Annotated in this window: 21 protein-coding genes; 14 read left to right on the top strand and 7 right to left on the bottom strand. The window is 69.1% G+C overall.

Going from position 1 to position 21,546, the window contains the following annotated elements:
* Nucleotides 1-33: 33 nt before the first annotated feature.
* The 4 genes from glgC to VM780_RS05205 all read left to right on the top strand — a co-directional run bounded on the left by glgC (nt 34) and on the right by VM780_RS05205 (nt 5,049).
* A complete protein-coding gene (gene glgC, locus VM780_RS05220; protein WP_325445832.1) occupies nt 34-1,296 on the top strand; it encodes a glucose-1-phosphate adenylyltransferase in 1,263 nt (420 codons plus the stop codon).
* 73 nt (nt 1,297-1,369) lie between these two features.
* Nucleotides 1,370-2,809: a glycogen synthase GlgA gene (gene glgA / locus VM780_RS05215; RefSeq protein WP_325445830.1), complete on the top strand. Its 1,440-nt coding sequence runs from the start codon at nt 1,370-1,372 to the stop codon at nt 2,807-2,809.
* Nucleotides 2,810-2,911: 102 nt separating this feature from the next.
* Nucleotides 2,912-4,222, top strand: a complete 1,311-nt coding sequence (locus VM780_RS05210) for a UDP-glucose/GDP-mannose dehydrogenase family protein (protein ID WP_325445828.1) — start codon at nt 2,912-2,914, stop codon at nt 4,220-4,222.
* A gap of 230 nt (nt 4,223-4,452) precedes the next feature.
* Nucleotides 4,453-5,049 (top strand): L,D-transpeptidase, encoded by a 597-nt coding sequence (locus VM780_RS05205; protein WP_325445826.1) that lies wholly within the window; start codon nt 4,453-4,455, stop codon nt 5,047-5,049.
* A 106-nt stretch (nt 5,050-5,155) separates the two neighbouring features.
* Here the strand turns inward: VM780_RS05205 and VM780_RS05200 are convergent, their stop codons facing one another.
* Entirely contained in the window at nt 5,156-5,338 is a 183-nt protein-coding gene (locus VM780_RS05200) for a YdcH family protein (protein WP_325445824.1), read from the bottom strand.
* A gap of 178 nt (nt 5,339-5,516) precedes the next feature.
* Between VM780_RS05200 and VM780_RS05195 the strand changes: the two genes are divergently transcribed.
* The 7 genes from VM780_RS05195 (at nt 5,517) to VM780_RS05165 (ending at nt 9,471) form a co-directional block, all read left to right on the top strand.
* The gene (locus VM780_RS05195; protein WP_325445822.1) at nt 5,517-5,741 is read left to right on the top strand and encodes a YdcH family protein; all 225 of its coding nucleotides are present in this window, start codon (nt 5,517-5,519) and stop codon (nt 5,739-5,741) included.
* Nucleotides 5,742-5,824: 83 nt separating this feature from the next.
* Entirely contained in the window at nt 5,825-6,334 is a 510-nt protein-coding gene (gene purE, locus VM780_RS05190) for a 5-(carboxyamino)imidazole ribonucleotide mutase (protein ID WP_325445820.1), read from the top strand.
* Between the two features lie 3 nt (nt 6,335-6,337).
* Nucleotides 6,338-7,420: a 5-(carboxyamino)imidazole ribonucleotide synthase gene (locus VM780_RS05185; RefSeq protein WP_325445819.1), complete on the top strand. Its 1,083-nt coding sequence runs from the start codon at nt 6,338-6,340 to the stop codon at nt 7,418-7,420.
* A gap of 193 nt (nt 7,421-7,613) precedes the next feature.
* Entirely contained in the window at nt 7,614-7,835 is a 222-nt protein-coding gene (gene rpsU / locus VM780_RS05180; RefSeq protein WP_183393587.1) for a 30S ribosomal protein S21, read from the top strand.
* A gap of 239 nt (nt 7,836-8,074) precedes the next feature.
* Complete coding sequence (locus VM780_RS05175; RefSeq protein WP_325445815.1) at nt 8,075-8,914, top strand: tetratricopeptide repeat protein; 840 nt, start codon at nt 8,075-8,077, stop codon at nt 8,912-8,914.
* A 13-nt stretch (nt 8,915-8,927) separates the two neighbouring features.
* Nucleotides 8,928-9,221 carry a BrnA antitoxin family protein gene (locus tag VM780_RS05170; RefSeq protein WP_414652792.1) on the top strand — a complete coding sequence of 98 codons (294 nt, stop codon included), beginning with the start codon at nt 8,928-8,930 and terminating at the stop codon, nt 9,219-9,221.
* Between the two features lie 112 nt (nt 9,222-9,333).
* The gene (locus VM780_RS05165; protein ID WP_325445813.1) at nt 9,334-9,471 is read left to right on the top strand and encodes a hypothetical protein; all 138 of its coding nucleotides are present in this window, start codon (nt 9,334-9,336) and stop codon (nt 9,469-9,471) included.
* Nucleotides 9,472-9,489: 18 nt separating this feature from the next.
* Here VM780_RS05165 and VM780_RS05160 read toward each other — a convergent pair whose 3' ends face one another.
* Complete coding sequence (locus VM780_RS05160) at nt 9,490-9,960, bottom strand: DUF192 domain-containing protein (protein WP_325445811.1); 471 nt, start codon at nt 9,958-9,960, stop codon at nt 9,490-9,492.
* Nucleotides 9,961-9,985: 25 nt separating this feature from the next.
* Nucleotides 9,986-10,540, bottom strand: coding sequence for a cold-shock protein (locus VM780_RS05155; protein ID WP_325445809.1), 555 nt, complete (start codon nt 10,538-10,540; stop codon nt 9,986-9,988).
* Nucleotides 10,541-10,834: 294 nt separating this feature from the next.
* Here VM780_RS05155 and VM780_RS05150 point away from each other — a divergent pair, with 294 nt between their 5' ends.
* Nucleotides 10,835-11,254: a VOC family protein gene (locus tag VM780_RS05150; RefSeq protein ID WP_325445807.1), complete on the top strand. Its 420-nt coding sequence runs from the start codon at nt 10,835-10,837 to the stop codon at nt 11,252-11,254.
* A gap of 10 nt (nt 11,255-11,264) precedes the next feature.
* Here the strand turns inward: VM780_RS05150 and VM780_RS05145 are convergent, their stop codons facing one another.
* Nucleotides 11,265-12,302, bottom strand: a complete 1,038-nt coding sequence (locus tag VM780_RS05145) for a phytanoyl-CoA dioxygenase family protein (protein WP_325445805.1) — start codon at nt 12,300-12,302, stop codon at nt 11,265-11,267.
* 587 nt (nt 12,303-12,889) lie between these two features.
* Here VM780_RS05145 and VM780_RS05140 point away from each other — a divergent pair.
* Nucleotides 12,890-13,831: a crotonase/enoyl-CoA hydratase family protein gene (locus VM780_RS05140; protein ID WP_325445803.1), complete on the top strand. Its 942-nt coding sequence runs from the start codon at nt 12,890-12,892 to the stop codon at nt 13,829-13,831.
* Between the two features lie 6 nt (nt 13,832-13,837).
* Here the strand turns inward: VM780_RS05140 and VM780_RS05135 are convergent, their stop codons facing one another.
* Nucleotides 13,838-16,429 carry a hybrid sensor histidine kinase/response regulator gene (locus VM780_RS05135; RefSeq protein ID WP_325445801.1) on the bottom strand — a complete coding sequence of 864 codons (2,592 nt, stop codon included), beginning with the start codon at nt 16,427-16,429 and terminating at the stop codon, nt 13,838-13,840.
* Entirely contained in the window at nt 16,429-18,576 is a 2,148-nt protein-coding gene (locus tag VM780_RS05130) for a putative bifunctional diguanylate cyclase/phosphodiesterase (protein ID WP_325445799.1), read from the bottom strand. The genes VM780_RS05135 and VM780_RS05130 overlap by 1 nt, the downstream gene beginning before the upstream one ends.
* Before the next feature lie 251 nt (nt 18,577-18,827).
* On the opposite strand from VM780_RS05130, the gene VM780_RS05125 reads away from it, so the two are divergent.
* A complete protein-coding gene (locus VM780_RS05125) occupies nt 18,828-20,072 on the top strand; it encodes a TIGR03862 family flavoprotein (protein WP_325445797.1) in 1,245 nt (414 codons plus the stop codon).
* Here the strand turns inward: VM780_RS05125 and VM780_RS05120 are convergent.
* The gene (locus tag VM780_RS05120; protein ID WP_325445795.1) at nt 20,027-21,403 is read right to left on the bottom strand and encodes a glutamate--tRNA ligase; all 1,377 of its coding nucleotides are present in this window, start codon (nt 21,401-21,403) and stop codon (nt 20,027-20,029) included. The genes VM780_RS05125 and VM780_RS05120 overlap by 46 nt on opposite strands.
* Nucleotides 21,404-21,546: the final 143 nt, after the last annotated feature.

Raw genomic sequence — 21,546 nt, 5'->3', positions numbered from 1 at the left:
GCCGCGGAGCCAGGCGACGCCCAGGAGACGAGCATGCCCCCCAAAACGCCGCTTGGCCCGCCCTACGCCCGCGGGGCGATGGCGTTCGTCCTCGCGGGGGGCCGAGGGTCCCGGCTGAGGGAATTGACCGACCGGCGCGCGAAGCCGGCGGTCTATTTCGGAGGCAAGTCCCGGATCATCGACTTCGCGCTCTCGAACGCGCTGAATTCCGGCATCCGCCGGATCGGTGTCGCCACGCAATACAAGGCGCACAGCCTGCTCCGCCATCTGCAGCGGGGCTGGAACTTCTTCCGGGCCGAGCGCAACGAGAGCTTCGACCTGCTGCCCGCCAGCCAGCGCGTGTCCGAGGGTGCGTGGTATCTCGGGACCGCTGACGCGGTCTATCAGAACATCGACATCATCGAGGACTACGCACCCCGCCACATCGTCGTCCTGGCGGGCGACCACATCTACAAGATGGACTACGAGCAGATGCTCGCCCAGCACGTCGAGAGCGGCGCCGACGTGACGATCGGCTGCCTCGAAGTCGCGCGCAGCGAGGCGAGCGCGTTCGGCGTCATGCATGTCGACGAGCGCGACCGCGTCATCGACTTCCTCGAAAAGCCCGCCGATCCGCCGGCCATGCCGGGCAAGCCCGATCAGGCGCTCGCCAGCATGGGCATCTATGTGTTCGACACGCCCTTCCTGTTCGACCTGCTTCGCAAGGACGCCGAAGACCCGAACTCAGCGCATGATTTCGGGCACGACATCATTCCGCAGATCGTGAAGGGCGGGAACGCCGTGGCGCACCACTTCTCGCGCTCCTGCGTCCGGTCATCCTCCGAGAAAGAGCCCTACTGGCGCGACGTCGGCACCGTAGACGCTTATTTCGAGGCCAATATCGATCTCACCGACTTCGTGCCGGCGCTCGATCTGTATGACCAGAACTGGCCGATCTCGACCTTTGCCGAGATGGTCCCGCCGGCGAAGTTCATTCACAACGAGGACGGGCGTCGCGGCCAGGCGGTGTCCTCCCTGGTCTCCGGCGGCTGCGTGGTGTCAGGCGCCTGCGTGACCGAGTCGCTGCTGTTCACCGGCGTGCGGGTGAACTCCTACACCGAAGTCGATCGTGCGGTCGTGCTGCCTTATGTCGACATCGGCCGGTCCTGCCGGCTGAAGAACGTCGTGGTCGACCGCGGCGTCAGGATTCCGCCCAGGCTGGTCGTCGGCGAGGACCCTGAATTCGACGCGCAGCGCTTCCGACGAACCAAGAAGGGCGTTTGCCTGATCACGCAGTCAATGATCGACCGGCTTTGAGTCCGGACGCCGGAGTCGTCTGCGGCCCGATCCGGCGATATGAACGTCGCCTCGCTCCCAGAAGAGAGAGCCGATGTCGTTGAGCGTTTTGGCCGTCGCCTCCGAAGCTTACCCGCTGGTCAAGACCGGAGGGCTGGCGGATGTGGTCGGCGCGCTGCCCGCGGCGCTCGCGCCGACAGGCGTCCGCGTGCAGACGCTGCTGCCCGGCTACGGCGACGTGCTGCACGCCCTGCGGGACGGCGAGATCGTCGCGCGCTTCGACGACCTGTTCGGCGGGCCCGCGGCGGCGGTCGCCGGCCGCGCGGCGGGGCTCGACGTGATCGCGATCGACGCGCCTCATCTCTACGCCCGCCCGGGCGGCCTCTATGCCGACGGCAACGGCCGCGATTGGCCCGACAACGCCTTCCGGTTCGCCGCTCTCGGCCGGGTGGCGGCGGAAATCGGCCGCGGCGCGACCGCTCTCCCCGCCCCGGAGATCGCGCATCTGCACGATTGGCAGTCCGGGCTCGCGGCGGCCTACATGGCGCATGCGGAGCGGCGGCCGCGCATCGTCGCCACCATCCACAACATCGCGTTCCAGGGCTGGTTTCCGGCTCAGCTGCTGCCGCGCCTCGGCCTTCCGTCTGAGGCGATGTCGATCGAGGGCGTCGAATATTACGGCGGGATCGGCTTCCTGAAGGCCGGGATCTTCTATGCCGACCGCATCACGACCGTGTCGCCGAGCTACGCCTCCGAGATTCTGGAGCCGGCCGGCGGCATGGGCCTCGAAGGATTGCTGCGCAGCCGCAAGCGCGACCTTTTCGGCATCCTGAACGGCATCGACGTGGATGTCTGGGACCCAGAGACGGACCCCCGGCTGGAGATGCGCTATTCGGCGCGCGATCTGACGGGGCGGCGGCTCAACAAGCGGGCGCTGGCGGAGCGCTTCCGGCTCGGCCAGGCGAACGGCGCCCCGACATTCGGGGTGGTGAGCCGCCTGTCGGACCAGAAGGGGCTGGATCTTCTCGCCGACACGGCGCCGGCCTTGCTCGAGACGGGCGCCAATCTGGCGGTTCTGGGAGCAGGCGACGCTGGGCTGGAGCGCCGCTTCCGCGCGCTTGCAGAGACCAATCCGGGCCGGATCGGCTGCGCGTTCGGTTACGACGAGACGCTGGCGCATCTGATCCAGGGCGGCGCCGACGCGCTGCTCGTGCCGTCGCGCTTCGAGCCCTGCGGCCTCACCCAGCTCTGCGCGCTGCGCTATGGCGCGGTTCCAGTCGTCGCCCGGGTCGGTGGCCTCGCCGACACGGTGATCGACGCCAATCCGGTGGCGCTGGCGGCGGGCGTCGCCACCGGCGTGCAGTTCTCTCCGGTCGCTCGCGGCGCGCTGGAAGCCGCGATCCGGCGAACGGCGGCTCTTTACGCCGATCAGGCCACCTGGACACGGCTCCAGCGCAACGGCATGGCGACGGATGTCTCATGGGAGGCGTCGGCCCGGATTTACGCCGGTCTTTACCGCGACCTTCTGCCCTGAGGACGCGGCAGACCCTCGCGCTACTTCGTTGCCTTGAACGCGACCATCGCTTACCACGCCGCCGGGCCCGCGCCGCGGGCGGGGCATCAAAGGACCTCATCGTTGCACGTCGCTGTCATCGGGTCGGGTTACGTCGGGCTGGTCTCCGGCGCGTGTTTTGCAGATTTCGGGCATCAGGTGGCCTGCATCGACTCCGACGAGCGGAAGATCGAGGCGCTCAACCGGGCCGTCGTGCCGATCTACGAGCCAGGGCTCGATGAGCTCGTCGAGCGCAACCTGGCCGCTGGCCGGCTGACCTTCTCGACCGAACTCGCGCCCGCGGTGCGCGAGGCGGACGTCGTGATGATCGCGGTTGGCACGCCGTCCCGACGTGGGAACGGCCACGCCGACCTGAGCTACGTGATGGAGGCGGCCCGGCAAATCGCCGAAGCGCTCGAGGGCTTCACTGTCGTGGTGAACAAGTCCACCGTCCCGGTGGGTTCGGGCGACGAGGTCGAGCGTGTGCTGCGCGGAACGCGGCCGGGCGTCGACCTCGCCGTCGCGTCCAACCCCGAGTTCCTGCGCGAAGGCTCCGCGATCGACGACTTCAAGCGGCCCGACCGGATCGTGGTCGGCGTCGAGGACGAGCGCGCGCGCGCCGTCATGGAGGCGCTGTACCGCCCGCTCTACCTGAACGTGGCGCCGCTGGTGTTCACCGACCGCCGCTCGGCCGAGCTGATCAAGTACGCGTCGAACGCGTTTCTCGCGACCAAGATCACCTTCATCAACGAGATCGCGGATCTCTGCGAGAAGGTCGGGGCCAACGTCCAGGAGGTCGCCCGCGGCATCGGCCTCGACAACCGCATCGGGTCGAAGTTCCTGCACGCGGGGCCGGGCTTCGGCGGATCCTGCTTCCCCAAGGACACGCGGGCGCTCGCGCTGACCGCGCAGGAATACGGCTCGCCCGTCCGGATCGTGGAGACCGTCATCCAGGTGAACGAGGCGCGCCGCAACTCGCTCGCCGACCGCGTGATCGCGGCCTGTGGCGGGTCGGTGGCCGGCAAGCGAATCGGGCTGCTCGGCCTCGCCTTCAAGCCCAACACCGACGACATGCGCGAAGCCCCGGCCCTCGACATGATCCCGACGCTGGAGGCGGCCGGCGCGGTCGTGTCCGCCTATGATCCCGAGGCCACCGAGCAGGCCCGCAGCCAGCTGCCGAACGTGGTCTACGCCCGCAACGCCTATGAGGCTCTCGACGGAGCCGATGTCCTGGTGCTGCTCACCGAATGGGACGAGTTCCGCGCGCTCGACCTCGCGCGCGTCAAGCGCGTGCTGCGCGAGCCGATCGTGGTTGACCTCCGGAACGTCTATCGTCCGGAAGAAATGCAGCGCCACGGCTTCGTGTATTATGGGATCGGCCGCCCCAACGGCTGAAAACCACGTGGCGGAGGCGATCTCCGGAGTGATCTTTTCTTAGCGTGGTCTTGAGGGCTGCTGGACGCGGGGTGTGGCCGGCGGGCCACGACCACCTTTGAAAAGATCAGCGAAGCAACCGGGCGCTCCCGAAACCTCGACTGCTGCGTTTATCGTCCGAACAGGGGAGCCGGCGGCTCGGGGCCACACAGGGTGAGCCTCGCGCCTTACGCGGGACGCCAAGGATCAAGATGAGTTCAGTGTCTCACGTCGTTCGGGCCTGCGCGGCGTTCGCGCTGCTCGCCGCATCCGGCTTGCTGGCCGGCTGCTCCAGCAATCTCGCTTCCGATCCGATCGCTGCGGCGATGTCGACCAGCTACCCCTCCGCCCTGCCGGTCCAGTACCGGCGGCAGGAGGTGGTCGATCCCACCGGCGAAGCGCCCGGCACGATCGTGATCGATACCAACGACAAGTTCCTCTACTTCGTCCAGCCGAACGGCAAGGCGATGCGCTACGGCGTCGGCGTCGGCAAGGAAGGCTTCGGCTGGACCGGCGAAGCCAAGGTCGGCGCCAAGCAGGAATGGCCGGACTGGATCCCGCCCGCCGAGATGCTGCAGCGCCGCCCCGAACTGCCGCTGCGCATGTCAGGCGGCCCGGAGAACCCGCTCGGCGCCCGGGCGATGTATCTTTACCGGGACGGCAAGGACACGCTGTTCCGCATCCACGGCACGAACGAGCCGCTCACCATCGGCCACGCAATGTCGTCGGGCTGCATCCGGATGATCAATTTCGACGTCCAGGATCTTTATGAGCGCGTGCCGATCGGCACCAAGGTCGTGGTTCGCTGAAGCCTGCGCCGTCCGGCCTGGCTCCCGAACAAGGGCGCTGGAAATAAAGGCGCCGCCGGCCCTGAGGTCGGCGGCGCAAACTCTGTGTCTGTGCAGAAAACGCCAGCTAATGAATGGTTGGATGCGGCGACTGCAACCGCATCATTTCGTCCTTGATGCGAAGTTTCTTCCGTTTTAGAGACGCGACCCGGACATCGTCTGTGCTCGGACGGGTCAGTTCAATTTCGATCTCTCGATCAATCGCGCGATGCTTCTTCTCGAGCTCAGCAATGTGGGACTCGATGGACATAAAGCACGTCTCCCTTTTTTAAGATCGACGTGGCGATGATGTCACGCTCCGCGCCCTCTGTCGAACAGAGATCGCGTCGCGCGCGCTCACAGAGCCGTGCCGCGCGGAGCTTGCCGCTTGTCCGGGCGGCGGCGATACTCGGAGGCGGAGATCGCTTGCATGAGAGACAGGCCAGCTGATGACGGGGCGGGACGAGGAGACGCGGGCCCAGGAACAGGCGGCCCGGGAGGAACTCGCCCGCCTTCGTGAGGAGCACCGCGACCTTGACCACGCCATCGACGCGCTCGAGGCGCTCGGCTCCGGCGACAGGCTGCAGGTCCAGCGGCTGAAGAAGCGCAAGCTCGGCCTGAAAGACCGGATCAGCTTTCTCGAGGATCAGCTCACGCCGGACATCATCGCCTGACGCGACGCGCCTCTGCTTGCCTGCCAATCCGCCGGCGCCTATGGTCGGGCCCTGATCCCCTCTTTCCTTCGGAGCATGCCCAGATGGTCGCGGACAACCGCGCCGAGCCGCCCCCCGTCGCCATCGTGATGGGCAGTCAGTCCGACTGGGCCACGCTTTCGCACGCCGCCGAAACCCTGGATGCGCTCGGCGTCCCCTATTCGGCGAGGATCGTCTCCGCCCACCGCACGCCCGATCGGCTGGTGGCGTTTGCAAAGGGCGCGGAGACCGACGGCTTCCGGGTCGTGATCGCCGGGGCCGGCGGCGCCGCGCATCTGCCGGGCATGGTCGCCGCCATGACGGCGCTGCCGGTGTTCGGCGTGCCCGTCCAGTCCAGCACCCTGTCCGGGCTCGACAGCCTGCTGTCGATCGTGCAGATGCCGGCCGGCGTTCCGGTCGGCACGCTGGCGATCGGCCGCTCGGGCGCGGTCAACGCCGCCCTGCTCGCGGCCGCGGTGCTCGCGCTTTCCGACCGGGCGCTCGCGGAGCGCCTCGCGGCCTGGCGCCGGGCGCAGACCGACGGCGTCGCCGAGACCCCATCTGGGAGCGCCTGATCCATGACCTCCCGCATCCTCGCTCCCGGCGACACGATCGGCATTCTGGGCGGCGGCCAGCTCGGCCGCATGCTGGCGCTCGCAGCCGCGCCGCTCGGTCTCAAGACCCACATCTACGCGCCGGACCCCAAAAGCCCGGCCTTCGACGTCGCCGCCGAACGCACGATCGCGGCCTATGAGGACGAGGCGGCGCTCGCGCTGTTCGCCGACAGCGTCGACGTCATCACCTATGAGTTCGAGAACGTGCCGGCCGCGACCGCGGAGCTTGTCGCGCAGCACCGGCCGCTGTTTCCGGACGCCCGCGCGCTCGCGACCACGCAGGACCGGCTTCTGGAGAAGACCTTCGTGCGCGATCTCGGGATCCCGACGCCCGCCTTCGCGGCGGTCGACGACCGCGCCAGCATGGCGGCGGCCGTCGGAGCCATTGGACGCCCGGCCGTGCTGAAGACGCGCCGCTTCGGGTATGACGGCAAGGGACAGGTGCTGGTGCGCGAGGGGCTCGGCCTCGACGCAGCGCTCGCGATGATGAACGGCCAGCCGGCCATCCTCGAGGCCTTCGTGCACTTCCGCGCAGAAGTGTCGGTGATCGCGGCGCGCGGCCGCGACGGCGCTTTCGCGGCCTTCGACGTGGTCGAGAACCGCCACGAAAACCATATCCTGCGCACCTCCGACGTGCCCGCCGCCATCAAGCCCGAGACCGCCGCCTCGGCGGTCGCGATCGCGCGCAAGATCGCCGAGGCGCTGAACTATGTCGGCGTCCTGGGCGTCGAGCTGTTCCTGGTGGACGGCCCGACCGGCGAACGCGTCGTGGTCAACGAGATCGCGCCCCGCGTGCACAATTCCGGCCACTGGACGATCGAGGGGGCGATGACGAGCCAGTTCGAGCAGCACGTCCGGGCGATCGCCGCCTGGCCGCTCGGGGCGACCGACGCCCGCGGCCGGGTGACGATGACGAATCTGCTCGGGGCCGAGGCGAACGACTGGCTCGCCCTGCTGGCCGAGCCCGGCGCCGCGCTCCACCTCTATGGAAAATCGGAGCCTGCGCCTGGCCGCAAGATGGGCCATGTGACCCGCGTGAAGAGCTGAAGGGCGCCGCCCCGAGCGCGCCTCGGAAAACGGCCGTCCGGGCCTCGCGCCCGCGTGACAAGCCTGAACGTCTTTGCTAGTTTGCGTCGAGACGGCGGCCCGCGCCAATGCGGGCGCGCTGTTTTTTGTTTTACGCGCCCGCGCAAGCGGCCGACTGTTTCGCCGATCCCGAAACGCCCAGACGAGGCACGACGTGCAGGTTCTCGTTCGCGACAATAATGTCGATCAGGCCCTCAAGGCCCTCAAGAAGAAGATGCAGCGCGAAGGCATTTTTCGCGAGATGAAGCTGCGCGGCCATTACGAGAAGCCGTCGGAGAAGCGCGCCCGCGAGGCGGCCGAGGCCGTCCGGCGCGCCCGCAAGCTGGCCCGCAAGCGCGCGCAGCGCGAGGGTCTGCTGCCGATGAAGAAGAAGTGATTCGCTGAACGCTTCGGCCGACGCGGCGCGCAGGCCAAACCCCTGCCGCCAGGTCTGTCCAGTGCGCCCGCCAGGCCACGCCGGCGGGCGTTTTTGCGTCCAGCGGCCCGATCGGGCGCGACGGCGAGTCCGGGCCGCCCTAGAATCGCATTGCTGCCGCAATCGCCTTATCTGACGGGCCATCCGGCGGCGAACAGAAGGCGAGACAGGCTATGGGACGGCGCAGAGCTTCACGAACGTTGGGCCGCATTGCGGGGATGGGCCTCGCGGCGCTCGGCCTCGCGGCTTGCGACACCGTCGGCGCGGGCTCCGGGTCGCGCTCGATCGACCCCGACGTCTACGCCGCGCGCCAGACGGACCTCGGCTCGCTGACCCAGGTGGTCAACAACAATCCGAACGATCCCGAAGCCTGGAACATGCGCGGCTCGGCCTATGCGCGGCTCGGGCAGTACGACAACGCCGTCGGCGACTTCAATCACGCGATCCAGCTGAACGGCTCATTCGCCAAGGCCTACGCCAACCGGGCGCTGGCCTACCGCTCGCAGAACAACATGAGCGCCGCGCTCGCCGACTACAATCGCGCCATCCAGGCCGATTCGAACTACAGCGCCGCCTATGTGGGCCGCGGCAATCTCTACCGTCAGACCGGCCGGCTCGACGCCGCGGTCGCGGATTACGATCAGGCCATTCAGCTCGATCCCAACAACGCGCAGGCCTGGCACAATCGCGGCCTGATCCATCAGGCCCAGGGCCGGCAGGACGAGGCGATCGACGACTTCACCAAGGCGACGGCGATCTCGGTCACCGCCGCGGAGCCCTATGTCGGGCGCGGCATGAGCTATCTGGCGCAGGGCGACTACAAGGCCGCGCTCGACGACTTCAACACCGCCCGCACGCTCAACCCCAAATATATCGACGCCTGGATCGGCCGCGGCCTGGCGTTCGAGAAGCGCAACGAGCTTGGCAACGCCCGCGCCTCCTTCGCGCAGGCGCTCAACCTCGACGGCAAGGATCCGCGCGCGACCGCCGGCTTCGAGCGCGTCGGCGGCCGGCGCGGCGAAACCTATAGCGAGCAGTAAGGCAGCAGCATCGATGTCCCGTCGACCGACCGACCCTCGCGCAGCGGCGGAAGCCGCCTTTCGACCGAAGGCCCCGCCCCCGCCGGCGCCCGAACGCAGACCGGCGATCCCGGGCGCGCGCGAACAGGTGACGTTGCGGATCGACGCCGACGTGCTCGAGCTGTTCCGCGCCGACGGCGCCGGCTGGCAGGACCGCATCAACGAGACGTTGCGGGAGGCGATGCGCGCGCGGCTCGCCGCCGCCTCCGGCCAGGGCTCGATTCCCGTCGACCAGCTGACAAGCGAGAACGATGACGGCGCGGGCTGAGGCGGGACCTGCGTCTGTCGCGGCGCCGCGCGCCGCAAGACTCCCGCCGTCTGGCGGCTGACCCTGCCGCTGGCGAATCTCCGGGGTGAGGATCGGGCGAAGCCGGGCTCGTGTGCCGCCGATCCCCGACCAGGCGGCCCGCCGGGCGATCCCCTATGCCTTATCGGCGTCCAGCGCGCCGCTGCTGCCGCTGTCGCGCGAGGAGCTCGACCGACTCGGCGTGGGCGCGGGCGCGGTCAAGAAGATCTGACGGAGCGGCTGCGCCTGCTCACCGGGCCGCGGGCGGCGCGGCTATCCGGGGATGGATCACGCGGTCGCCCGGCTTCAGGCCGATCCGGTCGGCTGCGCCGGCAGCGAGCTCGACAACATATTTCACCGGCCCGCCGGAGGGGATGATCCGGGTCGACAGCGGCTCCGCGGACCGCTCGACCCGCATCACGCGGCCGTCGGCGGAGACGAACGCCATGTCGAGCGACACATAGGTGTTCTGCATCCACATCGCGATCTCGTCGGACCTGCCGAAATCGAACAGCATGCCGTGGTCGGCCGGCAGCGACCGGCGGTACATCAGCCCGACCTCGCGCTCCTCGGGCGTGACGGCGACTTCGACCATGAAAACATGGGGGCCGGTCGCGGTCTCGAAGGTGAGTTTTTCGAGAGGAGCGGCGCGACCGAGGCCGACCCCGCAGGCAAGCAGAGCGAAGACGAGCGCCAGGCGCGCCAGCACGTGCGTGGTCATGCGGCCCCTCGCGTACGGGGCGCGGTCAGTGCGAGGACGGGGCGCCGCCCGGCCCATCGGGCCGGACCTCGGCCGCCATCAGACCCTTGGGCCCGGGACCGTAGCGCACGAACACCTTCTGCCCGGGGCGCAGTTCCATGATCCCGAACCGGCGCAGCGTCTCCATATGGACGAAGATGTCGGGCGAACCGTCGCCGCGCGTCAGGAAGCCAAAGCCGCGCAGCCGGTTGAACCACTTGACCTCGACCAGTTCGAGCCCGCTTGTCGGGGTGACCGAGACGTGGGTGCGCGGCGGCGGAAGCTCGCCGGGATGAAGCGCCGTGCTGTCGTCGATCGAGAGCACGCGAAACGCCTGAGCGCCTTTCGGCCGGAGCTGGGCCTCGCAGACGATGCGCGCGCCCTCATTCGCCGTCTGAAAGCCGTCCCGGCGCATGCAGGTGACGTGCAGCAGGACGTCCGGGCCGCCATTGTCGGGCACGATGAAGCCGTATCCCTTGGCGACGTCGAACCATTTGATGGTGCCGGACACCTCGTACAGATCGATGGGCGCCGCCTCGGACGAAGCGCTCGGCCGCTCCATCGTTCCCGGGGAACCACTCCTCGCCCTGTCAGCACCCATTACGAACCGCCCGCCCGGATACACCGCGTAACGAGAGCCGCCGCCCCGACTCGATCAGACTAACGATAGCATCCGCGGGAGTGGGGGGAAGCGAAAAATGGCCCAATCAAGGCGCGGGCTCCATGCACAGGGCGAAGATGCGGTTAAAGCGGGGGTCGAGATTCGGCCGCTCCGGTCCCGCCGGACGGCCGCGCCCTTGCGGTTCGCGCGCCGCCCTATAGCTACGCGGACCGCCGCAAGCCGGAGAACGCCCGCATGAAATATCTGCACACGATGGTGCGCGTAAGCGACGTCGACGCCTCGCTCGATTTCTATTGCGACAAGCTCGGACTGCAGGAGGTCCGCCGGACCGAAAGTCCGCAGGGGCGCTTCACGCTGATCTTTCTGGCCGCGCCCGGACAGACGGACGCGCAGGTCGAGCTGACGTACAATTGGGACCCCGAGGTCTACGGCGAGGGGCGGAACTTCGGCCACCTCGCCTATGAGGTCGAGGACATCTACGCGGCCTGCGAGCGGCTGATGGCGGGCGGCGTGACGATCAACCGGCCGCCGCGTGACGGCCGCATGGCGTTTGTCCGCTCGCCCGACAACATCTCGATCGAGTTGCTGCAGGCCGGGCCCGCCAAGCCGCCGGCGGAGCCTTGGGCCTCAATGCCGAATGTCGGGAAGTGGTGAGCGCCGGCGGCTACTGACGCGGGGCCGGCGGCGACGAGGCCGTCACCACGCCTGCGTTCCGCCACGGACTGCGGCCCAAACCGAAGCGCTCGAGCCGGTCGAGCAGGCCCCAGAACAGCGGGGCCTGTCGGCCGCGCAAGGGCGCGAGCGTCCAGATGTCGAGCCCGGTCCACGGCAGGAACGGATTGCGCCGCGAATAGGCCCAGATCTCGACGCGCGTCGAAGGCCGCTCGCTCTTGCCCCGGGCATGGAAGCCGGAGGTGTCGCCCACGATCAGCGTGTTCGCCGGCACCGCGAACTTCTTCGGCTCCGGAAGCCGCATGCGCTTCAAATCGTCCGGCCGGACACGGAACGAGCCGCGGGCCGACAGCCGGTCCAGCGCGGACGCCCGAACGCTCATCCGCTTCTCCCAGGCGAGCTTCCGCGGCGTCGGCCGATGCGACCCCGGCACGTAGACAAACGGGCCGAGATCCTCCTCCACGTCGTGCAGGAACAGCCACGCCTTCATGGTGGGATGGAAGCAGTCGGCGTGCACGGAGGTCTGCGGGTCGGTCGAGGACCGGTCGACCTGCGCGAACACCGTTTGCACATAGATGATCGGCTCGGCGTCGAAGCTCGACACGTAGCGCAGCAGGTTCTGGAACTCAGGCCGGCGGACGAGCGAGGCGCAGGCTGGCAGGTTCTTTAGGTTTTCCGGATCGAGCGCGATCCGCCGCGTGACGGCGTCGCCCTGCTTCATCTCCCTGGCGGGAGCGTGGGCGTTCTCGAGCTCGGCCACCAGCGCGCGAAAATCCTCCGGCGGCAGAAAATCGCTCTTCAGGATGAACCCGTCGCGCGCGAAGGCCTCTCGATCATCCGGGGGGACGCGGGAGGCCAGACGCGCGCGTCGTTTCTCGGCGAGCCGGTAAGCCAGCCGCACCCGCCAGACGTGCAGGCCTCGCCGATTCAATGTCTCGCTGCCCAGGATGCCGTTGTCGCAGAACGACTTGGCCCCGGTGAAGATCTGGGCTGCCCAAAGGGGAGCGAGCAGCCAACGCAGTCCTGTCATCACCAATCCGTCCGAGTTCAGCCTCGCTGCGGAACCTACCCGGTCCGCCGTTCAGTGTCTCCCGACCCGGCCGCGAGGCAGCAGGCCGGCAGGGGCGGATCACCGGCCGCATGCGCGTCAAAACGCCGCAGGCTGTTTTGTAAGCCGACTCAGCTGAGGCGCCCTTCCTCGCCAATCCTGCCCAGTTCGTTTGATCGGGAGGGACTGAAATGGTGACCGCATGACAAGCAGATCGCCGCGCGGCTCGCTCCGTCACCGTGCTGTATTCAACGCCGCCGCGAGCTGGGGCTCGTCGTGAGACGACCTAATGAGTACGCCGACGCGGAGACCTCGTCGATATACTGCATAGACAAACGTAATTTCTCAGTATTCCCGGAGTGATACAGCACTCTCCCGTCCCACTCGGCGAGCGTTGACTTCAGATATATAGTTAACACGGGGTAAATGACAGCAGCTGAATTGGCCGCCCCTTTCAGACAGGTAAACAGAACGTTAATATCCTGAGGACGGACGCTCTGCGCTTGTCAGCTGTGTTGGGTGAGTTCGCAATGTCGATATCGATGAGCCTCCCTGAAGGTCGCCCCTTTTTGAGCCTCGACCGCGCCCGCGCGAAATTGCGGACAGCGCTCGGCCCGGCGTCGCCTCGCGAGGCCCATGAACGGCAGGCTCTCGACTCGATCCGCTATGGCGAGATCGAGGTCGAGCTCGATGCCGGCCAAAGCGCCTGCTGGTGCTGGATGAACCCGCAGGGCGCGCCCAGCTTCACCCCCGGTCTGCTCCGCGACATCTCTGCGCATCAGCGCGCGATACGGCAGGCGTTCGCGGAGCCTGCTCCCGACGGGCCGCCGCTGAAATACTGGGTGCTGGCCTCCCGCCTACCGGGCATTTTCAACCTCGGAGGCGACCTCGACCTGTTCCGCGGCTGGATCCGCGCCCAGGATCGGGAAGGGCTGCGGAACTACGCCCGCGCCTGCATCGACGTTCTGCACGAGAACGCGATCGGGTTCGACCAGTCCGTCATCACCGTCGCGCTGGTTCAGGGCGACGCGCTCGGCGGCGGCTTCGAGGCCGCGCTCTCCTGCGACATGATCGTCGCGGAGCGCGGCGCGAAATTCGGTCTGCCGGAGATCCTGTTCAACCTGTTCCCGGGAATGGGCGCCTACAGCCTGCTGGCGCGCCGCGTCGGCATGGCCGAGGCCGAAAAGATCATCGCCAGCGGCAAGCTGTACTCGGCCGAAGAGCTCCACGAACGTGGGCTCGTGCAGGCGCTTGCCGAGCCGGGCGACGGCGTCGCCGAGACGCACCGGCTGCTGAGCCGCAACCTGCGCCGGCACAATGGCCTCTCCGCTCTGTTCCGCGCCGGCCGGCGGGTCGCCCCGCTGCTTTACGACGAGTTGCGAGACATCACCGACATCTGGGTCGACGCGGCCCTGCAGGTCGAAGAGTCCGACCTGCGGAAGATGGGGCGGCTTACGGCCGCCCAGGATCGCCGGCTTCAGGCCGGGTCGGCGGCCTACGCAGCCGAGTAGCCGGCTTCAGCCGCCCTCCCCCTGCCGCTCCTCGCGGTCCGGGAACTGCCGCAGCAGCGTCTTGCGGACGCGTTCGAACTCGGCTTCGAGCCGACTGACGCGCTCGGCGCCGTGCGCCGCCAGTTCGCGCGCGTCGATGTTCCGGCAGGACAGGCAGATCTCATAGATGCCGCGCGCGCCGATGTTCGCCGCGCCGCTGCGCAGGGCATGCGCCTGTTCGCGAAACGCGCTCGGTTCGCCCATCTGGACCGCCTGCTGGAGCGCCTTGAGCACGCCCGCCGCCTCGCCGATGAACTCGCCCACGAGGTCGCCGACGAATTCCCTGCCGCCGAGATCCTCAAGGTCCGAGAGCGTCCGCTTGTCGACCACCGCGCGCCGCGCCGGCCGGAAGTTCGGGTGCTCGGCGATGTTCGCGACGAGTTCGTCATCGACGGTCTGCGACTCGGCGGCGGCCTGCTCCGCCTCGGCTGTCGCGAGGCCCGGCGCCCCGGCGGTGATCTCGTCGATCATCGCGAGCAGCCGGTCCGGCTCGATGGGCTTCGTCAGGCAGGCGTCCATCCCGGCATCGAGGCAACGCTCGCGCGCCGCCGGAGTGGCGTCGGCCGTCAGCGCCACGATCGGGACGCGCGTCTTCCCGATCGAGGCGAACCGGTAGAGCTTGGCGCATTCGATGCCGTCCAGAACCGGCATGTTGACGTCCATGAGCACCAGGTCGAACTGGCGCTCCGTCAGCGCGTCGAGCGCCAGTTCGCCATTGTCGGCGATGCGGACCTCGTGGCCGGCGCGCTCGAGAATCTTGGTGATGACCTTCTGGTTGGTGCGGTTGTCCTCGGCGACCAGGATCGCGAGGCGCCGATCTGCGACCTTCGTCTGGCCGGCCACGCGGCGGACGCCGGCGCGACCGCCCGAGCCTGCGCTCGCGGCCCTGACCATCGCCGCCAGCTTGCCCGGCGTCGGGCGGGCGGCCGCAGCGGCGCACAACAGGCGCAGGTCGACATCGGGCAGGCCCGCGCCCAAGGACGGGTCGATCAGCGCGATCTCGACGAGCTCTTCCGTGTCCGCGGCTCGGATCGCGCTGGCCAGCGCCTCCGCGTCCGGCTCGCCCGGCTGCGCCTCGACGACGACGACGCGCCGACCGCCCGGCTGCGCGCGCAGCAGCCGCAGCGCGGAGCGGACGTCAACGGCGGGGGCGGCTTCGACGCCGATGTCCCTGAGCGCCTCGGCGAGCGCGGCCGCGGCGGCCTCCCGGGGCGCCAGCGCGACGACCTGCGCCTCCAGGCGATCCGGTATGGCGGAGGGCTCGGCCGCGGCCTCCAGATCGAGTTCGAACGCGAAGGTGCTGCCGACTCCGGGCTCGCTCTCCAGCTCTATCGTGCCGCCCTGGTGCTCGACGAACTGCTTGCAGATGGCGAGGCCGAGGCCGGTGCCGCCATAGCTGTTGATGATGGTTTCGTCAGCCTGCGTGAAGCTCTCGAAGATTCGGGTGCGGGCTTCGGGCGCGATCCCGATGCCGGTGTCCGTCACCTCGAAACGCAGGCGCGGCCGCTCGGCAGAGCCTCCCACCAGATCGACGCTGACGACCACGCCGCCTTGCTCGGTGAACTTGACGGCGTTGCCGGCGAGGTTGAGCAGCACGTCGCGGATCTGGCGGGACTCGCCGCGCAGCCGGTACGGGGTGCGCGGCGTAGCGTGGATCCCGAACCGCAGATTCTTGCCGCGGGCCTGCGTCATCAGCAGCCCCCGCACGCCCGCGAGCAGCTCGTGCAGGTCGAAATCGACGATGTTCGTGGGCATCCGGCCGGCTTCGATCCGGCTGAAGGTGAGCAGTTCGTCGATCAGCCCAAGCAGCACGCGGCCCGACTCTCCCGTGGTGCGGACCATGTCGCGCTGTTCGGCGTCGAGCTCGGTGGCGTCGAGCAGATCGGTCAGGCCGATCACGGCGTTGAGCGGCGTGCGCAGTTCGTGGCTCACGCTCGCGAGAAACTGGCTCTTCGCCCGGCTCGCCTCCTCGGCGGCGAGCTTCGCGCGCTGCAGCTTCTTGATCAGCGTCGCCGCATAGGCCGGCAGGATCAGCAAACCGAAAAGCAGGCCGAGCGAGAGGCCGAGATTGTCGTGCCAGTAGCGCGTGGTCGCGATCACCACTGCGAAGCTCGCGATGGCGACCGAGGCGGCGGCGAGCAGGGACGGAATCCCGAACCGGAAGCCGTTGCCGAAGATCACCCACAGATAAGTGGGGTAGATGATCGCCGTGAGGGCGCCGCCGGCGTGCAGGCAATACGAGATGCCTGCGAAGTCGAACACCATCGCAAGCGCGCGCCGCGGCAGCGACGAACCGGGCCGCCAAAGCATGTGGACGAGGAAGCCGAGCGCTCCGAGCGCGAAGATCGCCGTGATCTCGAACGGCCGGGTGAACGGGTTGCTTTCCTCATAGGCCTGGACGCTCAGATAGCCGAGCACCAGAAGCGCCAGCACCAGCCGGTTCAGCGCCATCTCGTGCTCGCCGTCGGGCCGGTTCTTCAGGCGCGCGACGAGCCAGCGCAGAACTGACGGCCGAGCAGGCGGCTGCTGCGCCGCCGTCCCGCGCGCCCGGCGCGTCATCATGCAGTCCTGACCAGCAGCGTCTCGCGCCGGACCAGCTCCACGAGATCGGGCGCGCGCATCGGACGGCCGAAGTAGAAGCCCTGAACCTCGTCGCAGCCCTCGGCGCGCAGATGCGCCACCTGGGCTGCGGTCTCGACGCCCTCGGCGATGACTTCGAGATCCAGGCTGTGCCCGAGACTGATGATCGCGCGCACGATGGCGGCGTCATTGGCGTCGTTCTTGAGGTTGTCGACGAAGCTGCGGTCGATCTTGAGCCGGTCGACGGGGAAGTTCTTCACATAGGCGAGCGACGAGTAGCCGGTGCCGAAATCGTCGATCGAGAAGGTGACGCCGCGCTCCTGCAGAGCCTTCAGCTGGCCGACCACGGTGCCGGTGTCCTGCAGCAGGATCGTCTCCGTCAGCTCGAGTTCGAGCCGCTTCGGATCGAGTTCGGAAACCTCCAGCGCGTCGAGCACGACCTGCCTGACGTCGACCTTGCGGAACTGCACGCCCGACAGGTTGACCGCGATCCGGATCGGCGGGAGCCCGAGCTTCGGCCAGGAGGCGGCCTGCGCGCAGGCCTCGCGCAGCACCCACTCGTTGATCGGCACGATCAGGCCGTTCTCTTCCGCGCGCGGCAGGAACTCGCCGGGGCTGACCAGATCGCCATTCTCGCGCCGCCACCGGATCAGCGCCTCTGCGCCGACGATCCGGCCGGTCGAGAGGTCGACCTGGGGCTGGTAGTGCAGCTCGAATTCGTTGCGGGCCAGCGCGCGGCGCAGATCGCTCTCCAGCACGGTGATCGCGCGGGCGCTGGTGTCCATGTCGGCGGCGAAAGCGCGGAAGCCGTCGCGGCCGTCGGCCTTCGCGCGATACATCGCAAGGTCGGCGTTCTTGAGCAGCTCGTCGACGTCGAAGCCGTTATCCGGAAACAACGCGATGCCGATGCTGGCCGAGGTCGAGACCTCCTCGCCGTCGAACCGGAACGGGATCGCGAGCGCCTCGCGCACCCGCCGGGCCAGTTCCGTGGTGTCCTCGACGCTTCCCACATCAGCCTGCAGGATGGCGAACTCATCGCCGCCGAGCCGGGCGACGGTGTCGCTCTCCCGCACCGTGGCTCTCAGCCGCTCCGAGACCGCGCGCAGCAGCCGGTCCCCGACGTGGTGGCCGAGGACGTCGTTGATGCCCTTGAAGCGGTCGAGGTCGAACAGGTGCAGCGCGAACTTGCGGTCGGTGCGGCGCGCATGCGCGATCTCGTGGCGCACGCGCTCGTGCAGCAGCGCGCGGTTCGGCAGGTCGGTCAGCGCGTCGTGATGGGCGAGATGCCGGAGATGCCCCTCCGCCCGCTTGCGGTCGGTGATGTCGAGCGAGGTGGTGAGGACGGCGACGATCTCGCCGGCCGCGTCGCGCAGCGGCGCCTTCGTGGTCAGGAAGCAGCGCCGCTCGCCGCCCCGGGTGGTGATCTCCTCCTCGAAGGAGGGGATAGTCGCTCCGCTTTCGCAGATCAGTCGATCAAGGGCGGCGCTGCGGGCGCCGTGCTCCGGGCCGAACATGTCGATCGCCGAGCGGCCGAGCAGCGCCGGCGCCTCGACGCCCTTCATGGCGGCCTGATAGGCGTTGACGAAGATGCACCGGCCGGACCGGTCCGCGGCGCTGATCATCGCCGGCACGGTGTCGATCACCTGCGCGAGACGCTCGGAGGAGTCGCGCAGCGCCTGCTCGCGCGAACGCTCGCTGGTCCTCAGCTCCTTCTCCAGCGTGACCGCGCGGCTCGCGATGACGAGCTGCTGCCGGCGCATCTTCAGGAGGTTGCGGGCCCGCGTCAGGAACTCGTGATGATCGACCGGGCTCTGCAGGAAGTCGGTCGCGCCGGCCTCGAGCGCGCTGAGGCGGAAGCTGCGCTCCTCATAGACCGTCAGCACCACCACGGGGACGTCCTCGCAGCCCCTCAGGGCGCGGAAGCGGCGCGTGAACTCCGCGCCGTCGAGCTCCGGCATCTTGAAGTCGGTGATGACGAGATCGGGCGTGTTCTCCGCCATCCAGGCGAGCGCTTCGAGCGGGCTCCCGAACGCGCGCACGGTCACGTCCGGCTCGATCGACGCCGCAAGTTTGGCGAAGATGTTCCGGTTGGTGACCCGGTCGTCCAGGATGCAGATCAGCGGCATGTCGGTCGTCAAAACCTCTTGGCCGCGCCGGGCCCGCTCGCGTAAACCGGGCGAGTGACGATAACTGGCTGGCGCGTTCTCGACGCCGGAAGGCTCTCGTCGCAACTGACGCGATCCTGCCGGGTCTAACAAAAGCGCCTTAAAGAAAAGACAATGAGCTCTGAGAAATCAGGGGGTAAGGCTCCTGATCTAAAGCCTTTGCGCGCACCCGCTTGCGCCCTAGCGACGCGTCGACGGCGGAGCGCCCGCAGTTGAAAGCCGACGTCGCGATCGTCGGCGCGGGGCCTGCCGGGCTGATCGCGGCGGAGCGGCTGGCGGCGGCCGGATGCGCCGTGACCGTGTATGACCGAATGCCGGCGCCGGCGCGCAAATTCCTGCTCGCGGGGCGCGGCGGCCTCAACCTCACGCATTCCGAACCGCTCGAGCGCATGCTGGAGCGCTACGGCGCCGCCGCCCCGGCGCTCGAGCGGACCTTGCGCGCCTTTCCGCCGGCGGAGCTCGTCGCGTGGTGCCATGGGCTGGGCGTCGAGACCTTCGTGGGCACCAGCGGCCGCGTCTTCCCGAAGCCACTGAAGGCATCTCCGCTGTTGCGCGCTTGGCTTCGTCGGCTCGCAGGCCAGGGCGTCGCGTTCCGGCTCCGGCATCGCTGGACGGGGTTCGCCGAGGACGGGGCGCTGCGCTTTTCGACCCCCGAGGGCGGGCTGATCGCTTCGTCTACGGCGGTCGTGCTGGCGCTCGGCGGCGCGAGCTGGCCGCGGCTCGGCGCCGATGGCGGCTGGCTGGAGATCCTCATGGCCGAAGGCGTCGAGGCCGCGCCCCTGCGGCCGGCGAACTGCGGCTTCAGGGTCGACTGGTCAGAGCATTTTGCGAACCGCTTCGCCGGCGAGCCGATAAAGCGCGCCGCCCTCACGTTCGCGGGCCGCCGCGCGCGCGGCGAGGCGGTCGTCACCCGCGACGGCGTCGAGGGCGGGCTGATCTATGCGGTCTCCGCTGAGCTGCGCGATGCGACCGACCGCGACGGCTCCGCCCGGCCGCTGCTCGACCTCCGCCCGGACCTCCCGCAGGACGAGCTCGCAAGACGGCTCGCAGCGCCGCGCGGGGCCCGCTCATGGTCGACCCACCTCCGCAAGGCCGCGGCGCTGCCGCCGGTCGCCGTCGCGCTGCTGCGCGAGATGGGACCGCTGCCACAGGACGCGGCCGAACTCGCTCAGCGCATCAAGAACCTGCCGCTGACGCTTGTCGCGCCTTACGGATTGGACAGGGCGATCTCGACCGCGGGCGGCGTGCGCCTCGATCAGGTCGACGACCGTTTCATGCTCCTCCGCCGACCGGGGGCGTTCGTCGCCGGCGAGATGCTGGACTGGGAAGCGCCGACCGGGGGCTATCTGCTGCAGGCCTGTTTCGCCACCGGCGTCGCGGCGGCCGACGGCCTGCTCGACTGGTTGCGCGATCAGTCTGCTCTGGAGCCGGCCGCCGGAGAGGCCGCGCGGCGCTGAGCCTCGGTTAGCCGCGCCAGAGCCCGCTCCCGCCCGATGAAGGGCAGCAGGCGGGCGAGCTCGGGGCCATGCGGCATGCCGGTGAGCGCAAGCCGCAGCGGCGCGAACAGCGCGCGCCCCTTTCGTCCGGTCGCGGCCGAAAGGCCGGCGGTCCAGCTCTTCCACGTCGTTTCATCCCAGGGCTCGGCCGGCAGCGACCGCACGGCCTCGGCGAGCAGCGGAACGTCTTCGGGGGCTGGCGACGAGGGCGCAGCCGCCTCGCGCGCGATGCGCCACCAGTCCGCGGCCTCCGCCAAGGTCGCGAGGTTGCCGCGCACGGTCTCCCAGAACACGGCGCCGCCGCCCACGCCGAGCTGTTCGAGCCGGGCCGCGACCGCCTGGAAATCGAGCGCATGGACGGTCTTGGCCGAGAGCGCGGCGAGTTCGTCCGGATCGATCCGCGCCGGCGCGCGCGACGGGCGGGCGGACGCGACCAGAGCCGCGAGCTCGTCCAGATCCGCGACCGGCCGCACCGCCTCGGAGCTGCCGATCAGCGCCGCATAGGCTGCGACCGCCAGCGGCTCGAGGCCCTCCTCGCGAAGCGAGCGAAGCGACAGGCTGCCCTGCCGCTTCGACAGCCCCTCGCCGTCCGCCGTGGTCAGCAGATTGTGGTGCGCGAAGGCGGGCGGCGCAGCGCCGAGGGCCGCGAAGATGTCGAGCTGGACCGCCGTGTTGGTGACGTGGTCCTCGCCGCGCACCACCGAGGTGACGCCGAGATCGGCGTCGTCCACGACGCTGGTGAAGACATAGAGGAACGCGCCGTCGTCCCGCACGATCACCGGGTCCGAGAGGCTTGCAAGATCGATCTCCTGCGGGCCGCGGAAGCCATCGGCCCAGCCTGCCCGGCCTTGCGAGAGGCGGAAGCGCCAGTGCGGCCGGCGACCTTCCGCTTCAAGCGCCGCCCGCTCCGCCTCCGTCAGCCTCAAGGCGCGACGGTCATAGACTGGCGGACGGCCCGAGAGCCGCGCCAGCCGCCGGGCCCGCTCGAGTTCCTCCGGCGTCTCGTAGGCTGGATAGATGCGCCCCGCTACCCGGAGGCGCTCGAAGGCGGCCCGGTAGATCTCTGTCCGTTCCGATTGCCGGCGCTCCTCGTCGGGGGCGATGCCGAGCCAGGCGAGATCCTCCCGGATCCCTGTGACGAACTCCTCGCGCACGCGCGCCGCGTCGGTGTCGTCGAGCCGCAGGATGAACTTGCCGCCGGCGCGCGCCGGCAGCGCGTTGAGCAGCAGCGTGCGGGCGTTGCCGAGATGCAGATAGCCCGTCGGCGACGGCGCGAAACGGTAGACGTTCATCGCCCAGACCCCGCAGGCGCCGGCGCTTCAGGCGAGGTCCCGGGCAGGCCGGGTGCGGGTGAACGGTGCGGCATGAGGGTCGTCTAGCGGCCCGCCCCTCTTTGGGCAATCGGCGACGGCCTCCAGAAGAAAGCCCCGCAGCG

Source organism: Hansschlegelia sp. (assembly GCF_035538955.1).
In the GTDB taxonomy this organism is placed as follows: domain Bacteria; phylum Pseudomonadota; class Alphaproteobacteria; order Rhizobiales; family Methylopilaceae; genus Methylopila.
The sequence above is the reverse complement of the archived record's forward strand: the minus strand, read 5'-3'. Positions and strand labels throughout refer to the sequence as shown.

Bases quoted from the DNA above. Each gene is read 5' to 3' on its own strand.
- VM780_RS05135 (WP_325445801.1), bottom strand. From the start codon at position 16,429: ATGACGCGCCGGGCGCGCGGGACGGCGGCGCAGCAGCCGCCTGCTCGG.
- VM780_RS05195 (WP_325445822.1), top strand. From the start codon at position 5,517: ATGACGGGGCGGGACGAGGAGACGCGGGCCCAGGAACAGGCGGCCCGG.
- VM780_RS05160 (WP_325445811.1), bottom strand. From the start codon at position 9,960: ATGACCACGCACGTGCTGGCGCGCCTGGCGCTCGTCTTCGCTCTGCTT.
- VM780_RS05170 (WP_414652792.1), top strand. From the start codon at position 8,928: ATGTCCCGTCGACCGACCGACCCTCGCGCAGCGGCGGAAGCCGCCTTT.
- VM780_RS05155 (WP_325445809.1), bottom strand. From the start codon at position 10,540: ATGGAGCGGCCGAGCGCTTCGTCCGAGGCGGCGCCCATCGATCTGTAC.
- VM780_RS05130 (WP_325445799.1), bottom strand. From the start codon at position 18,576: ATGCCGCTGATCTGCATCCTGGACGACCGGGTCACCAACCGGAACATC.
- VM780_RS05200 (WP_325445824.1), bottom strand. From the start codon at position 5,338: ATGTCCATCGAGTCCCACATTGCTGAGCTCGAGAAGAAGCATCGCGCG.
- VM780_RS05205 (WP_325445826.1), top strand. From the start codon at position 4,453: ATGAGTTCAGTGTCTCACGTCGTTCGGGCCTGCGCGGCGTTCGCGCTG.
- purE (WP_325445820.1), top strand. From the start codon at position 5,825: ATGGTCGCGGACAACCGCGCCGAGCCGCCCCCCGTCGCCATCGTGATG.
- VM780_RS05185 (WP_325445819.1), top strand. From the start codon at position 6,338: ATGACCTCCCGCATCCTCGCTCCCGGCGACACGATCGGCATTCTGGGC.
- VM780_RS05150 (WP_325445807.1), top strand. From the start codon at position 10,835: ATGAAATATCTGCACACGATGGTGCGCGTAAGCGACGTCGACGCCTCG.
- glgC (WP_325445832.1), top strand. From the start codon at position 34: ATGCCCCCCAAAACGCCGCTTGGCCCGCCCTACGCCCGCGGGGCGATG.
- glgA (WP_325445830.1), top strand. From the start codon at position 1,370: ATGTCGTTGAGCGTTTTGGCCGTCGCCTCCGAAGCTTACCCGCTGGTC.
- VM780_RS05120 (WP_325445795.1), bottom strand. From the start codon at position 21,403: ATGAACGTCTACCGTTTCGCGCCGTCGCCGACGGGCTATCTGCATCTC.
- VM780_RS05145 (WP_325445805.1), bottom strand. From the start codon at position 12,302: ATGACAGGACTGCGTTGGCTGCTCGCTCCCCTTTGGGCAGCCCAGATC.